The 15,124-nt window shown below is 69.5% G+C and carries 13 protein-coding genes; 5 read left to right on the forward strand and 8 right to left on the reverse strand.

Annotated features, from left to right (window positions below):
• Positions 1–603: 603 nt before the first annotated feature.
• From IZR01_RS25515 to IZR01_RS25530, 4 genes are all read right to left on the reverse strand, one after another.
• Positions 604–1,584, reverse strand: a complete 981-nt coding sequence (locus IZR01_RS25515; RefSeq protein WP_228556115.1) for an acyl-ACP desaturase — start codon at positions 1,582–1,584, stop codon at positions 604–606.
• Between the two features lie 162 nt (positions 1,585–1,746).
• On the reverse strand, positions 1,747–3,369 hold the full coding sequence (locus IZR01_RS25520; protein WP_194925322.1) for an acyl-CoA synthetase: 1,623 nt from the start codon (positions 3,367–3,369) through the stop codon (positions 1,747–1,749).
• A 9-nt stretch (positions 3,370–3,378) separates the two neighbouring features.
• Positions 3,379–4,530, reverse strand: a complete 1,152-nt coding sequence (locus IZR01_RS25525; protein ID WP_194925323.1) for an acyl-CoA dehydrogenase family protein — start codon at positions 4,528–4,530, stop codon at positions 3,379–3,381.
• 10 nt (positions 4,531–4,540) lie between these two features.
• Positions 4,541–5,740: an acyl-CoA dehydrogenase family protein gene (locus IZR01_RS25530; RefSeq protein ID WP_194899478.1), complete on the reverse strand. Its 1,200-nt coding sequence runs from the start codon at positions 5,738–5,740 to the stop codon at positions 4,541–4,543.
• Positions 5,741–5,922: 182 nt separating this feature from the next.
• Here IZR01_RS25530 and IZR01_RS52495 point away from each other — a divergent pair, with 182 nt between their 5' ends.
• Positions 5,923–6,555: a DUF5336 domain-containing protein gene (locus IZR01_RS52495; RefSeq protein WP_194925324.1), complete on the forward strand. Its 633-nt coding sequence runs from the start codon at positions 5,923–5,925 to the stop codon at positions 6,553–6,555.
• Positions 6,556–6,583: 28 nt separating this feature from the next.
• Here the strand turns inward: IZR01_RS52495 and IZR01_RS25540 are convergent, their stop codons facing one another.
• A complete protein-coding gene (locus tag IZR01_RS25540; protein ID WP_194892254.1) occupies positions 6,584–7,039 on the reverse strand; it encodes a pyridoxamine 5'-phosphate oxidase family protein in 456 nt (151 codons plus the stop codon).
• Between the two features lie 26 nt (positions 7,040–7,065).
• Between IZR01_RS25540 and IZR01_RS25545 the strand changes: the two genes are divergently transcribed.
• A complete protein-coding gene (locus IZR01_RS25545) occupies positions 7,066–8,025 on the forward strand; it encodes an oxygenase MpaB family protein (RefSeq protein ID WP_194925325.1) in 960 nt (319 codons plus the stop codon).
• Between the two features lie 199 nt (positions 8,026–8,224).
• Here the strand turns inward: IZR01_RS25545 and IZR01_RS25550 are convergent, their stop codons facing one another.
• Together IZR01_RS25550 and IZR01_RS25555 are read right to left on the reverse strand one after the other, a co-directional pair.
• On the reverse strand, positions 8,225–9,112 hold the full coding sequence (locus tag IZR01_RS25550) for a TIGR03619 family F420-dependent LLM class oxidoreductase (protein ID WP_194892256.1): 888 nt from the start codon (positions 9,110–9,112) through the stop codon (positions 8,225–8,227).
• A 123-nt stretch (positions 9,113–9,235) separates the two neighbouring features.
• Positions 9,236–10,867: a Rieske 2Fe-2S domain-containing protein gene (locus IZR01_RS25555; protein ID WP_194925326.1), complete on the reverse strand. Its 1,632-nt coding sequence runs from the start codon at positions 10,865–10,867 to the stop codon at positions 9,236–9,238.
• A 108-nt stretch (positions 10,868–10,975) separates the two neighbouring features.
• Between IZR01_RS25555 and IZR01_RS25560 the strand changes: the two genes are divergently transcribed.
• From IZR01_RS25560 to IZR01_RS25570, 3 genes are all read left to right on the forward strand, one after another.
• The gene (locus IZR01_RS25560; protein ID WP_194892258.1) at positions 10,976–12,037 is read left to right on the forward strand and encodes an LLM class F420-dependent oxidoreductase; all 1,062 of its coding nucleotides are present in this window, start codon (positions 10,976–10,978) and stop codon (positions 12,035–12,037) included.
• Between the two features lie 77 nt (positions 12,038–12,114).
• Entirely contained in the window at positions 12,115–13,671 is a 1,557-nt protein-coding gene (locus IZR01_RS25565; RefSeq protein WP_228560218.1) for an acyl-CoA carboxylase subunit beta, read from the forward strand.
• Positions 13,672–13,685: 14 nt separating this feature from the next.
• The gene (locus tag IZR01_RS25570; protein WP_194925328.1) at positions 13,686–14,843 is read left to right on the forward strand and encodes an acyl-CoA dehydrogenase family protein; all 1,158 of its coding nucleotides are present in this window, start codon (positions 13,686–13,688) and stop codon (positions 14,841–14,843) included.
• A gap of 78 nt (positions 14,844–14,921) precedes the next feature.
• On the opposite strand, the gene IZR01_RS25575 is transcribed toward IZR01_RS25570, so the two are convergent.
• Positions 14,922–15,101 carry a hypothetical protein gene (locus IZR01_RS25575; RefSeq protein ID WP_194925329.1) on the reverse strand — a complete coding sequence of 60 codons (180 nt, stop codon included), beginning with the start codon at positions 15,099–15,101 and terminating at the stop codon, positions 14,922–14,924.
• Positions 15,102–15,124: the final 23 nt, after the last annotated feature.

Raw genomic sequence — 15,124 nt, forward strand, 5'->3', positions numbered from 1 at the left:
CGAAATCTGCCGATTTCTCAACAACGCCTTTAAACCCCGTACACGACCGGCGACCTCCGCACCCGACTCTCGTCCAACAGGTGACCACACCACCAACCCGGTGAACCAATCCGGCCACCGCACTAGCTTGCTCGGCCGTGCCATGTTCTGCCGCATGCACAGCCGATTTGCTTGCAGTGTTTGGCGCTCGTGTGTGCCGGGTTGCCGCAGCATCAAGCTCGCTTTCGCGGCTGGCAGTCGCGCGTAGATTGCTCCGCCGGGCGGGGTTCGCTGGGCCTGGGCCGCGATTCGTTTGCAGCGCTTGCGTGCGCTTCTTGCGGCGCTTGCGCTGCGGGCTGCGCGAGCCCGGCGCCGGTACTCGCGGCCTACCTCGCTGGGCCAGGCGGAGTTTGCCGCCTGGCCAGCCGATTCGCTTGCAGTGCTTGTGTGTGCCGATTTGCCGACACCAAGCTCGCTTTTCGCGGCGGTTTGGCGCTGGCCGTCGCGCCTAGCTCGCTCGACCAGGCGGGGGATTGCCCGCCTGGCCAGCCGATTCACTTGCAGCGTCTTGCGCGCCTCTTGCAACGCTCGCGTTTGGGCGGACCATAGCCCGCCCTCGCGCAGCTACTTGTTCCGCCGAGCCGCCTGCTTGGCCAGCAGTGCGGCCCGCTTCTCGCAGAAGCGCGTCGCGGCGCCGTCCAGGCCGTCCAGGAACTGCGCCAGTTCCTCCCGCGCGATCTCGCCCTCGGGGCCGAGGTCGTCGCGCTCCAGGGCGCGGGTCTGGCGCAGGATCGGCATCACGACCTCGTCGTGGTGGATGCGCAGGTCGTAGATGCCGGCCTTGGCGATCATCACCGACTTGCGGCCGAAGCCCTCCAGGCCCGAGCCGGGCATCTGGAACTGCTGGACCACGTTCGCCACCGCGCGCATGGCCTGGTCCGGGTCCAGTTCGAAGGATGCGTTCAGGAGGTTGCGGTAGAAGAGCATGTGCAGGTTCTCGTCCTGGGCCACTCGGGCGAGGAGGCGCTCGCAGTCCGGGTCGCCGGAGACCTTGCCGGTGTTGCGGTGGGCGATGCGGGTCGCCAGTTCCTGGAAGCTCACGTAGGCGATCGAGTGCAGGGCGTCGTAGCTGTCCGGCTGGCTGTAGCCGTTGGACATGTGCGCCATGCGCTCGCGCTCCAGCGCCACCGGGTCGACGGCGCGGGTGGTGAGCAGGTAGTCGCGGATGGCGATGCCGTGCCGGCCCTCCTCGGCGGTCCAGCGGTGGACCCAGGTGCCCCAGGCGCCGTCCTGGCCGAACTGGACCGCGATCGCGCGGTGGTAGCTCGGCAGGTTGTCCTCGGTCATCAGGTTCAGGACCAGGCTGGTGCGGGCGATCTCCGGGATCCGGGACTGGTCCGGGGTCCAGGGCTTGCCGCCCAGGACGCCGTCGAAGGTCTCGCCCTCGCTCCACGGCACGTACTCGTGCGGGAACCACTCCTTGGCACAGTCCAGGTGCCGGTTCAGGTTCGTCTCCACGACCTGCTCCAGCTCGGTGAGCAGGGCCGTCTCGGGCATGCGGGGCGTCGGGCGGGTGCCCTGCCGGGGCAGGTCGGTGACGGTCATGGGGTCGGCTCCTACACGCTGTGGCCTGGGGAAGCGGCCTTGGGGGACGGACCTACGGTCCCGAAACTTACGGGTACGTAGGTTACGTTAGCGTAAGTCACCGGCTCGGCAAAGGTCCAGTGGAGCGGTCCGGCCGACTGTCAAATGAATTGTGCCCGTGCCTCAGCCCTCGGCGCGGGCCGCCTCGGTGACCAGCCGCTTCGCCCAAGGGTAGTCCGGCTTGCCGCTCGGTGAGCGGCGGATATGCGACACCCGCACCACCAGCCGGGGCACCTTGTACCCGGACAATTTGGCCCGGCAGAACTCCTCCAGCTCACCGTCGGTGGGGGCGTCCTCGCCAGCGGAACGCGGCTGGATGACGGCCGCCACCCGGTTGCCGAACCGCTCGTCCGGGGCGCCGGCCACGATCGCGTCGAACACCCCGGGATGCGCCTTGAGGACCGCCTCGACCTCCTCGGGGAACACCTTCTCGCCGCCGGTGTTGATGCACTGCGAGCCGCGTCCGAGGACCGAGACGGAACCGTCCGCCTCCAGCGTCCCCAGGTCCCCGAGCAGCACCCACCGGCGCCCGTCGTGCTCGAAGAACGTCTCGGCGGTCTTCACCGGGTCGTTGTAGTACCCCAGCGGCACGTTGCCGTGCTGCGCGACGTGCCCGACCCGGCCGTCCCCGGGTGTGGCCGCGCAGTGCTCCTCTTCCAGGAAGACCGTGGTCCGCTCGTTGACCGTGAAGCGCATCCCGCCGGCCGGCCCGGTGCCGGGCGCCGCATCGCCGTTGAACCCGCTCTCCGTGGACCCGAAGTTGTCGCGGATCAGCACGTTCGGCAGCTGCGACTGCAACTGTTCGCGCACCGCCTCGGACAGGATCGCGCCGGCCGAGCTCAGCACGAACAAGCTGCTGACGTCGGTCCCGGCCAGCGGTCCGGCCAGCGCCTCGGCCAGCGGCCGGCCCATGGCGTCGCCGACCATCGAGATGACGTTCGCCTTCTCCGACTCCACTGTGCGCAGCACCTCGTGCGCGTCGAACTTCCGGTTCAGCACCACCTTCTGGCCCATGTTGAAGCTGATGAACGTCGCCAACTGCGCAGCGCCGTGCATGAGCGGCGCTACCGGGAAGGTCGAGATCTGGCCGGCAGCGGGGTCGATGCCATCCGGGACCTCAGAGGGGTCCTTCATCGGCTCGCCATAAGGGCGCCCGCCTGCCATCCCCGCATAGAAGATGTCCTCATGACGCCACATGACGCCCTTAGGCATCCCCGTGGTCCCGCCGGTGTAGATGATGTAGAGGTCGTCTGCAGAGCGCTCGCCGTGGGGGAGTAGCCCGTCGCGCTCCTCGGACTGCCCCTGGATCGCCGCCTCGAAGGTCACTGAGGGCAGCTCCGCTATAGCGCCGCCGACGGAGACGATCGTCTTGAGCTTCGGTGCGTCGTCGGCTATCTCGCGGACCCGTTCGCCGAACTCCGCGTCGAGTATTACCGCGACCAGATCCGCGTCCTTATAGAGGTAACGGAGTTCGTCGGCCACATAGCGGTAGTTGATGTTGATCGGCACCGCCCGGATCTTCAAGCACGCCAACACGGCGACCACGTACTCCGACCCGTTGTACATGTGCATCCCGACGTGGTCCCGCACCCCGATCCCCCGCGCCAGTAGGAAGTGCGCCAGCCGGTTCGCCTCGCGGTCCAGCTCACGGTACGTCCATCGCTTCACGCCGGGGACGACCAGAGCCTCCTTCTCGGGGATCTTGTCGACGACGCTCTCGAACAGGTCCGCGAGGTTGAACTGCATGGGGAGTCCTTACTCTGCGAGATGTGCGCCTATGCGGAGGAGCTGCCGGGTGGCGGTGCCGAGGGTCTGCTCGACCTGCTTGCCCCGGACGAAGTAGCGGTGCAGCGGATAGTCGGTGTCCACACCGATCCCGCCGTGGAGGTGCTGCGCGGCGTGTAGTACGCGGGATCCCGCGTCCCCTGCGTGGAACTTCGCTATAGCGATGTCCGCGGATATCTCTGTAGAGGACGCCGTCTCGCCGCCGCGCGCCGCGTCGTCCATCAGCCAGGCCGCGTGCAACATGGTCAGCCGCAGTACCTCGGCACTGATGTAGGCGTCAGCGGCACGCTGGCTCACGGCCTGGAGAGAGGCGATCGGCTCGCCGAACTGCTTGCGGGTACTGGTGTAGCGCGCGGTTATGGCGACTGCCTCGGTGCAGATCCCGGAGGCTTCGGCCGCCAGAGCAAGGGTGCCGAGATCGCGGATCCAGTCCACGGCTTCGGCGCCGCGGGCGAGCAAAGCCGTCCCGGGGACCGACACCGCTTCCAACTCCAGATCCGCATAGGGCTGACGCCCCGTGACCAACAGCGGCGTCACCTCTATAGAGGAGCGCGGGACTACGAACACGGCCGGTTCGCCGTCCAACTCCGCCGGGATCAGAACGCTGTCGGCGAGGTCGCCGTACGGGACCATGGTCTTCGCGCCGTCTATTACATAGCCATCTGCATAGCCATCTACAGAGCCGTCCCCAGAACTGCGCGCAGTGGTGGTCAGCGCCGTGGGCTCGCCGGGTTCCTCCAGCGCCGCCGTGACCAACTGCTCCCCGGCGGCGACCGCGGCCAGCAGGTCGTCGTGCCCGCCGAACCGGGCCAACGGCAACGCGCCGAGCGCGACCGTCGCGACCACCGGCAGATACGCGGTCCGCTTCCCGGCGGCCTCGGCCAGCAGCACCAGCCCCAGAACGCCCAGGTCACCGCCGTCGGCGGACTCCGGCAGCAGCGCGCTGACGGCCCCGGCATCCACCAGTGCGCGCCACGCCGGAGCGTCGTGCACTGATCCGATCCCGCTTCCGCGCGCTTCCTTCTCCAGCCCGGTCAGCCGCTCGTGGCCGCAGTGGTCGGCGAGGATCTGGTCGACCAGGTCGATCAGGGCCCGCTGTTCCTCGGTCAGGTCGAAATCCATGGGCGGGCTCCTAGTGGCGGGGGACGCGGGGCATGTTGAGCCCGAACAGGGCGATCAGGTCGCGCTGGATCTCGTTCGTGCCGCCGCCGAAGGTGAGGATCAGCACCCCGCGGTAGGCGCGCTCGACCCGCCCGGCGAGCAGGGCGCCGGGGGACTCCTTCTTCAAAGACCCGGCCGCGCCCAGCACTTCCAACATCAGGCCGTAGGCCTCGCAGTACAGCTCGGTGCCCCAGACCTTGGTCGCCGAGGCGTCGGCCGGGTTCAGCTTGCCGACCTGGTCCGCCGCGGCCACCTTCCAGTTGAACAGCCGCAGCGCGGCCAGCTTGGCCTGGATCCGGGCCAGGTGGACCCGGACCCACTCCCGGTCGATCACCCGCGAGCCGTCGGCCAGCTTGGTCTGCCGGGCCCACTCGACGACCTCGGTGAACGGCCGCTCCAGCGACCCCGACGAGCACAGCGCCACCCGCTCGTAGTTCAGCTGTGTGGTGATCACACGCCAGCCCTCGCCGGGCTCGCCGATGATGTTCTCGGCCGGCACGCGCAGGTCGGTGTAGTAGGTGGCGTAGGTCGAGGCCTCGCCGATGGTGTGGATCGGGGTGTAGGTGAAGCCCGGGTCCGAGGTCGGCACCAGCAGGATCGAGATCCCCTTGTGCTTCTTGCCGGTGCGGGCCGGAGCTTCGGGGTCGGTGCGGCAGGCCAGCCAGACGTAGTCGGCGTGATCGGACAGCGAGGTGAAGATCTTCTGGCCGTTGACCACGTAGTGCTCGCCGTCCGGCTCCAGCACCGCGCGGGTCTTCAGACTGGCCAGGTCGGTCCCGGCGTCCGGCTCGGAGTAGCCGATGGCGAACATGCACTCCCCGGCCAGGATCCGCGGCAACAGATCGGCCTTCTGCCGGTCGCTGCCGAAACGCATGATGGCCGGGCCGACCGCGTTGATCGTGAGGAACGGCACCGGCGCCCCGGCCCGCTGCGCCTCGTCGAAGAACACGAACTGCTCGACCGGGGTGAAGCCCTGTCCGCCGTATTCCTTCGGCCAGCCGACGCCCAACCAGCCGTCGCGGCCCATTTGCCGTACCGCCTCCCGGCAGCGTGGGCCGCCGAACTCGCCGGTGGACATCTCCTCGGCGACCTCGGGGGTGACCATTTCGCTGAAGTAGGCGCGGAGAGTGTCGCGCAGCTGCGCCTGCGCCTCGGTGTACGCGATCCGCATGAGGTGAATTAGAACGTGTTACATGTGCGATGGCAAGGGTCTCTGACGGATCATCAGATTCGGTGCGCTGGTCGCCCGAACGGCGCGCGGGGCGGGCGATCAAGGGCCGGTGCTGGTCGGCTGGGGAGTCGGAGGACCAGGCTGTTCCGCCGCCTGGGGAACAGCCTGGGAACGGAGCGCCGATGAGCACGCCGACCGGAGCGAACGGGGATTCGGTGCCGCCGCCTGAGCGGCCGCAGCCGCAGCCGCAGCCACCGGCGCCTGCGCCGCAGCAGCCTGGGCACTCGGCGCCGCACCAGCCGACGCCGCAGCCCCCGCACCAGCCGACGCCCGGCCATCAGGGCCCGTCCTCAGGCCCGCCGCTCCCGCCCGACCAAGCGGCGCACGCATCGCACCCGCCGCACCCCCACCAGCCCCCGCCGCGCGCCGCCGTCACGGTCCCGCTCGGCAAGATGCTCTACCTCTGCGTCGCGGCGCTCGGCGTGATCAACCTGTTCCTCGGCTACGTGAGCGCCGGGGACGGTGACTCCGCCAACCTCTACAAGGCAGCCGTCGCGATTTACGCCCTGGCCCCGACCATGTTCTTCCTGGCCGGCCTGGTCGCAGTGCGCGCATTCCTGCCCGGCGAGCGAGCCCCCGGCGTGCTGCCGGCGATGATCACCACGGCCATCTTCGTCACCCTGGTGCTCTCGGCGATCAGCTCGTCCGGGGCCGGTGACCTGCAGACGCTGTTCCTGGTGTTCGGCGCGGTGCAGTTCATCCTGGCGTGGCTGGCGTACCTGTTCGACGCGGGCGTGATCGCCGCGCGCCGCTGAGCACGCCGCTAAGCGCGCCACCGACCGCTCAGGTCTTCGAGTGGTCCCACGAAGCCGTCCGTTTGGCCCCCACCCGCACCACGACCCGCTTGCGCGCCTGCTGTTCGACGAACGGCCGCATGGCCTCGGCGTCCGCGCCGAAGACCTCGGGATAGCGGGCCGTCAGTGCCATGCCGAAGGCCACGACCTGGTCGTAGTCGTCGATCAGGGCCACCTCGCCGTAGACCGTGACCCCGCGCAGTTCGTCGTAGGCGATCCCGTCCTCGAGCAGGCAGGTGATCCGCGGATCGCGCCGCAGGTTCACCGCCTTCTGGGACTTGCCGTACGTCCAGAACGCCAGATCGCCGTCCAGCAGGGCGTAGTACATGGTGACCAGGTGCGGCGTACCGTCGGCGTTGGCCGAGGCGATCTGGAGCTTGCGCCCCGCGCCGAAAAAGGTTTCGATCTCATCATCGGACATCCGGATGCGGTCCCGCTGACTCATGCGGAAAGTAGAACAGGTTTCGATTGATGACGGCAAGGCTCTCCGCCCCGGCCCGCGGGCTGAAGGCGTACGTCCGGCACGAGGTGAACGTCAGCGTCCACGGCGCCGACGGCCTGCGCTTGAAGGAGCGCTACGCCGACCCGCCCGGCGATCCGGGGCTGTTCGGCCCGGACTCGGTGACCTGGCGGGTGCACTCGGACTCCCCGGGCATGCTGATGGGCGGCTTCGCCTCCCTTATGCTCCAGTCGCTGCACCCGCTGGCGATGGCCGGGGTCGACCAGCACTCCGACTTCCGGACCGACGCGCTCACCCGGCTCAACCGGACCGCCGCCTACGTGGTCACGACGACGTACGGGTCCCGGCAGGTCGCCGAGGCGGCGGTGGCGTATGTGCGCGACCGGATCCACCCGCACATCCACGGCACGGCCCCCGACGGCCGCCCCTACCGCGCCGGCGACCCGCACCTGCTGACCTGGGTGCACGTCGCGGAATGCCGTTGCTTCCTGGCCGGTTACGAACGCTTCGGCGCCCCGCCGCTGACCGCCTCGGAACGCGACCGCTACTTCCGCGAGGTGGCGGTCCCGGCGCGGCTGCTCGGCGCGCGGGACGTGCCGGAGTCGGCGTCCGAGGTCGCGCAGTACCTGCGCGACATGCAGCCCGAACTCCAGGCGACCGAGGCGGCGATCGAGGGGATCCACTTCATCCGGAACTTCGGCGCCAACCCGCGCGAGCGCGCGGCGGTCCGGGTCGTGATGAACGGCGCCGCCGCACTGCTGCCGGGCTGGGCCCGGGACCCGCTGCGCCTGGGCCGCTCCGACGCCGTCCGGCTGCTGCTCGACCGGCCGCTGGCACAGGCCGCGGGACGTACTCTGCGCTGGGCGATGCAGCCCTCGGAGATCGTCGGCATGGCCTACGCCCGGATGGGGCTCACGCCGCCCGCGCCGCACAGCGACTGGCGGGTGCACGCTGAGGCGTCCAACTTCTAGCCCGACCCTCGTGCCGGCGGCGCAGCAGCTCAGCAGCCTGAAAGCCGGGCAACCCAGCATCCCGACTGTCCGCCGGCCCAACACCAGCCCCAACCCTCGACCAACAGCGGCGATGATTCCGGCTTGATCGCAGCCGCCTGCTTGCGTCCCTAGCGTCCCTTGCATTGCTTGCGGAAAGACGCGGACCGCCTTCAGCCCTTCACGCTGAGGGCGGCTCCGCGGAGAACGCCTTCCAGGCATCCGCCACGACGGCCAACTCCCGCCACGCCTTCTCCGGCCGCTCCAGCTCCGCCGGATTCCCGTGGTACGGATCCAGCACCACGACCTCCGAGCCCAGCGTCCGCAGCCGGTCCAGGTCGTCGAGCACCTGCTCCAGCGTGCCGATACCGGCCTGGCGCTCCGGATCGGTGACCGGTTCGGCCGTCAGCCGCAGCCTGATCCGCGGCGCCAGCGTCGGGACCGCGCGGCCGGCCTCGTCGGCGAAGGCCTTCAGCCGGCCCACCGCGTCCTGGATCCAGTCCATGGTGAAGCCCAGCGGGTGCCAGCCCTGCCCGGCCACCACGGCCCGCCGGATGCCCGCGTCGCTGTTGCCGCCGATCCACACCGGCGGTCCGGGCAGCTCCTCCGGGGCCAGCGCGGGCGCCACGCCCTCGACGCCGCCGCCCCAGATCTGGTGCATCTCGTCCAGGTGCTCGTCGGTCAGGGTGCCACGGCGCTTGAACGGCACGCCCAGCGCCTTGAACTCCTGCTGGGCCCAGCCGACCCCGACGCCGAGCACGAACCGGCCGCCGGAGAGCCGGTGCAGGCTCGCCGCCATCTGCGCGGTCAGGGCCGGCTGCCGGTAGGGCATGATCAGGACCGTGGTGCCCAGCCGGATGTTCTCGGTGCGGCCGGCCAGCCAGGCCAGGGTGGTGAACGGGTCGTGGAACGGGCCCGGATAGACGCGGCCCACGTCCTCGGTGACCAGCACGTGGTCGGACATCATCAGCAGGTCGAAGCCCAGGCCCTCGGCGACGTGCGCCCAGCGTTCCAGGACCGCCACCGACGTGGCCGGACCGAAGTTCGGGACGTTGACCCCCAGCCGCACGGGCCTGTTCCTTCCGCTCGCCTCCGGTCCGCTCCGGACCAGATATGCAAACTACCGCGCCGGCGGCGTCTGTTCCCCACGCCTGTTCCCGCGACCGTTCCCCACACCGGGTTCAGGCCGGGCTCAGGCCGTCGGAATCTCCGGCAGTTCCCCGTCCTCGGCGGTCAGCGGCCGGGCCGCCAGCTTGCGGTCGTCGCTGGTCAGGCAGCGTCCGGAGGCCAGATCGAACTGCCAGCCGTGCATCGAGCAGGTCAGCACGCCGTCCGCGACCGTCCCGAACCGCGTCAGGTCGGCCTTCAGGTGCGGGCAGTGCCGCTGCACCGCGTAGCCCTCGGCCTTCGCCAGGTCGGTGACGTCGCTGGACTCGGCGTAGTAACCCTCGACGTACGTCATGTGCTCTTCGGACAGCGACTTGAAGAACGTGTAGATGTACTCGTTGTAAGGGCCCTTGCGTGAGGCCTGGAACCGGCAGGACAAGAACAGCTCGTTCACCCAGTCCGGGGTCCGGTTCCGCACCAGCTCCTCGATCAGCGGCCGGTCGGTGCGGAACCTGTAGCGGCACTCCGCCTCCCCGTCCCACTCTCCGACGGTGCGGGTCAGGAAGTCGAAGACGATCTGGTCGTCGACCTCGCCGGTGGCGGGGTCGGCAGTCTCCAGCAGGATCCGGCCGTTCAGCCCGGCGCAGGTGTGGTCGGCCCAGGCCAGGAGCGGCTCGACCCACTGCTTGAGCTGGCCGACCAGGTCCGACTTGTCCTGCGGCAGGCCCGCGTGCATCGCCTCGATCTGCGGCTGGGCGCGCTTCTGGTAGTTCGTCAGGTAGGTGCGCCGGTCGCCGTAAATCTCGTCGATCTGCGACTGCGGGACCTGCTCGATCTCGCACTTGCCGTCCGGGCCGAGCACCACGGTCGTGCCGGGGATGAACAGGTGGCCGTTGTCATGGCCCTGTTCGCGCATGAACTCCAGGAACGCCAACTGGCTCGGGAAGACGTTCGTCGGGTCGTCGTCGAAGTCGTTGATGGCGAACAGGCCGTCGCGCTCGTCCAGGAAGCATGGCGGACCGGCGAAGGGGAACACCTGCTTGGCATCGTACTGGTCGACGTAGCGCAGGGCGCGGGCCATGCCGTTCTCCCGCTTGCGCCGGCCGACCGTGGCCTTCATCCGCTCCGGGAAGTCGTAGACCATCGGGTACCAGATGGCACCGGAGTACTGAAGGAAGTGCGCGTCGTACGGACCGCTGTGCCCATTGTCGCCAGAGGCGAACCCGGCGACCGCGCCGTCATCGACCGGCCGGGCGTCGTTCTGGTTGAAGATGCGCACCTCGCCGTCGTCGATCGCGATGCCGCTGTCGCCCAGCGGGCCGTCGGTCGGGGTGATCAGCGCGTCGATGAGGATCCGCAACCCGCCCGGGAGCTCGGTGACCTCGCGGTTGCGGGTCTGCACGAAGTTCCGGAAGCCCAGCTTCTCCAACTCGTCCCGCAGGTCCAGGACCTGGTAGTCGGGCAGCAGGACCGTGGTGTCCTTGGACATGTTCTCGGCGAGCCAGCGCGGGTCGTAGTGGTCGTGGTGCAGGTGCGAGACGAACAGGTACTCGGCGTCTCGGATCCCCGCCGGGTCGGCCTGCGCCCCGAAGGCTGAGTTGTCCGGGAAGGGGAACCACGACGCGAAGTACGCCGGGGTGAACCACGGGTCACAGACGATCCGGCCGGCGGCAGTCTCCACCAGCATCCCGGCATGACCAATCGACGTGATGCGCATCGATCCAACGTATCGCACCGCGAGACCCCCGAACGGTACTCTGCACCCGGGGCGGATCATAGGCGGACGCCTCCGAGGGCGAGCCAGGGGGCAGTGAGTCAAGTGATCGTGGACGGGGTTCTGCTCGGCAACCGGACGGACAGCGACCCGGCGCTGACCGTACGGCTGGCCGTCCTCGCCGACGAGCTCGGCTACCGGGAGATCTGGCTGGGGGAGTCGACCGGCCACGACGCCTTCGCGCTGGCCGTGGCGGTCGCCGCGGCCGCCGGCGACCTGCCGGGGGCGTGCGCCGACGCCGAGGCGGCCGGCCGGCCCCCGGGCGCGGGCCCGGCCACCGCCGACGAGATCCGCCGCGCGACCCCGGAGCCGAGGAACCGGGCCGCGCTCACTCTCGGCCCGCTCCCGGCGCTCGTCAGGGACCCGGTCACGGCGGCCCGCGGGGCCGCCAGCGTGGCCGCTCTCACCGGACGCGACATCGGCCTGGCCCTGACCGCCTCGACCGGCCTGGTGGTCGTGGACTGGCACGGCCGGCCGCGCACCGATCCGGCCACCGCGCTGGCCGAGACTTTGACCGTGCTCGGCCCGCTGACCCGCAACGAGCCGATCAGCTTCCAGGGCGTCTCGGTCCGCTCCCGCGGCTTCCGGGCGCGGCTGGAGCCCTCCGAGGCCTCGCTCACCGTGCTCGCCTTCGGGCTGGAGGCCAGCGAGGTCGCCGTCGGGCGGGCCGACCGGGTGGCCGTACCGCTGGCCACCGTCGAGCACGCCGCGCGGATCAAGGCCCGGCTGGCCCTGACCGCCGACCGGCTGCACCGCTCCGTGCCCCGGTTGGCCGTCTTCCTGCCGACCGTGGTCGATCCCGACCAGCAGGCGCTGGACTGGATCCGGCGCTCGCTGCTGCCCTACCTGGACGCCGACGGCTTCGGCCGGATGTTCGCCGAGGCCGGGCACGGTGAGCTGGTCGACCTGGCCCGCGGCGGGGCGCACGAGCGCTCGCTGCTGGCCGCCATGCCCGAGGACGTGCTGCGCTCCATCGCGGCCTTCGGGGACCTCAACCAGGTCTGCTCGGCCTTCGAGGACTACCGACAGGCCGGGGTGGACGAGATCGTGATGCTGCCGGAGAACCACGAACCGGGTGTGATCGAGCACACCATCCGGGCACTAGCGAAGTAGACGCGCGCTGGCAGACTCTTTGTTGCGAGCGTGTCCTCGCGCGCACGCGAATATCCGCAACAAAGGAGTTGCCCCATATGACGGAACCAGGCGTGCCACCGCACACCCTTCCGCAGCACGACCTGCCCGAGCTGACCGCGGAGATCCTGCGCGGCGGGGCGGAGAAGTACCATGCGGCGAACGAGAAGAAGGGCAAGCTGTTCGCCCGCGAGCGGGTCGCGCTGCTGGTCGACGCGGGGTCGTTCGTCGAGGACGGCCGGTTCGCCAACGCCATGGCCGCCGACCTGCCCGCCGACGGCGTGGTCACCGGCACCGCCCGGATCGCCGGCCGCCCGGTTTGCCTGATGGCCAACGACTCGACCGTGAAGGCCGGTTCCTGGGGCGCGCGGACCGTCGAGAAGATCATCCGGATCATCGAGACCGCCTACCGCACCGGCGTGCCGATGGTCTATCTGGTGGACTCCGCCGGCGCCCGCATCACCGACCAGGTGGACCTGTTCCCCGGCCGGCGCGGCGCGGGCAAGATCTTCCACACCCAGGTCCGGGCCTCCGGCTCGATCCCGCAGGTCTGCGCGCTGTTCGGGCCCTCGGCGGCTGGCGGGGCGTACATCCCGGCCTTCTGTGACGTCGTGGTGATGGTCGAGGGCAACGCCTCGATGTACCTGGGCAGCGACCGGATGGTCGAGATGGTCACCGGCGAGAAGACCACGCTGGAGGAGATGGGCGGCGCGCGGGTGCACTGCGCCGAATCCGGCGTCGGGCACTTCCTGGTGAAGACCGAGCAGGACGCGCTGGAGACCGTCAAGCGCTACCTGTCCTACCTGCCTTCGAGCTGGCAGCAGGACGCGCCGGTCGCCGAGCCCGCCGACTCCCCGGCGAACATCGACCTGGCGGCCCTGGTCCCGGAGAGCGAGCGCCAGGCGTTCGACATGCGGCGCTTCATCAAGGGCCTGGTCGACGCCGACTCCTTCTTCGAGATCCACGCTCTGTGGGCCCGCGAGCTGACCGTCGGATTCGCGCGCCTGGACGGCAAGCCGGTCGGCGTCATCGCCAACAACCCGATGTTCAAGGGCGGCGTGCTCTTCGTCGACTCCGCCGACAAGGCCACCCGCTTCATCCAGCTCTGCGACGCGTTCAACGTGCCGCTGCTGTTCCTGTCGGACGTCCCCGGTTTCATGGTCGGCACGGCGGTCGAGAAGCAGGGCATCATCCGGCACGGGGCGAAGATGATCACCGCGGTCTCCGAGGCCACGGTGCCGAAGATCTGCGTCGTGGTCCGCAAGGCCTACGGCGCCGGCCTGTACGCCATGGCCGGCCCCGGCTTCGAACCGGACGCCACCATCGCGCTGCCCACCGCCAAGATCGCGGTGATGGGCGCCGAGGCGGCGGTGAACGCCGTCTACGCGAACAAGATCGCGGCCATCGCCGACCCGGCCGAGCGCGACGCCTTCGTCGCCGACAAGCGCGCCGAGTACGAGACCGACATCGACTTCGTGCGCCTGGCCAGCGAACTGGTCGTCGACGACATCGTCGACCCGTCCGACCTGCGCTCCAGCCTGATCGCCCGCTACCGCGCGGCCGAGGGCAAGGACCGCTTCTTCTCCCGCCGCCGTCACGGCGTCACCCCCGTCTGAGCGGAGGAACTCCCATGGATCACCGTCTGAGTGAAGAGTACGAAGCCCTGCGCGCCACCGTCGAGGAGTTCGCCCACGACGTCGTCGCCCCCAAAATAGGCGCCTTCTACGAGCGCGAAGAGTTCCCCTACGAGATCGTGGCCCAAATGGGCCGCATGGGCCTGTTCGGACTCCCCTTCCCCGAGGAGTACGGCGGCATGGGCGGCGACTACTTCGCCCTGTGCCTGGCCCTGGAGGAACTGGCGCGCGTCGACAGCTCGGTCGCCATCACCCTCGAAGCCGGCGTGTCCCTCGGCGCGATGCCGATCCACCGCTTCGGCACCGAGGAGCAGAAGCAGCAGTGGCTCCCCAAGCTCTGCAGCGGCGAAATGCTCGGCGCCTTCGGCCTCACCGAACCCGGCGGCGGCAGCGACGCCGGCGCCACCCGCACCACCGCGGTCCTAGCGGGCGACGAGTGGGTGATCAACGGCACGAAGTGCTTCATCACCAACTCGGGCACGGACATCACAGGCCTGATCACCGTAACCGCCGTCACCGGAAGCAAGCCCGACGGCCGCAAAGAGATCAGCAGCATCATCGTCCCCGCCGGCACCCCGGGCCTGACCGTGGCCCCGAAGTACAGCAAAGTCGGCTGGAACGCCTCCGACACCCGCGAACTCTCCTTCGTAGACGTCCGAGTCCCCGCCGCAAACCTCCTCGGCGAACGCGGCCGCGGCTACGCCAACTTCCTCCGCACCCTGGACGAAGGCCGCATCGCCATCGCAGCCCTGTCCACAGGCCTATCCCAAGGCTGCGTCGACGAATCGGTGAAGTACGCCCACGACCGCCAAGCCTTCGGCCACCCGATCGGCGCCAACCAGGCAATCCAATTCAAACTGGCCGACATGCGCCTCCGCGCCCACACCTCCCGCCTCGCCTACTACGACGCGGCCAGCCGCATGCTCACCGGCGAACCCTTCAAGGCCGAGGCAGCCATGGCAAAGCTCTACTGCTCAGAGGCAGCCGTCACCAACGCCCGCGAAGCCACCCAAATCCACGGCGGCTACGGCTTCATGAACGAGTTCCCAGTGGCACGCATGTGGCGCGACTCGAAGATCCTGGAGATCGGCGAGGGGACGAGCGAGGTGCAGCGGATGCTCATCGCTCGGGACATGGGGTTGCCCGAGGCGTGATCATAAAGGCCCGCTCAGGGGCGGTCTTCGAGGGTTGCTGATTCGGTCGGCAACTGCTCGGGACCGCCTCTGGCGGTGTCAGGCGGCCTTTTGTTCCATGCCTGTTGGATCAGGGGGAAATATCTTGAAGCCCGTCGGCTCGGCGTTAACGGTCTCACGCGCGTAGTCGAGCGCACCGGGCATCAGTCGGGCGTAGTACCTGGACGTCGTCGTGATCGAGCCGTGGTCGAAGATCTCCGCGAGGGCCATCAGCAGCACGCCCTCTCTGGAGAGCTGTTCCG

Origin of the sequence: Catenulispora pinisilvae (genome assembly GCF_015356865.1) — a bacterium.
Classification (GTDB): Bacteria; Actinomycetota; Actinomycetes; order Streptomycetales; family Catenulisporaceae; genus Catenulispora; species Catenulispora pinisilvae.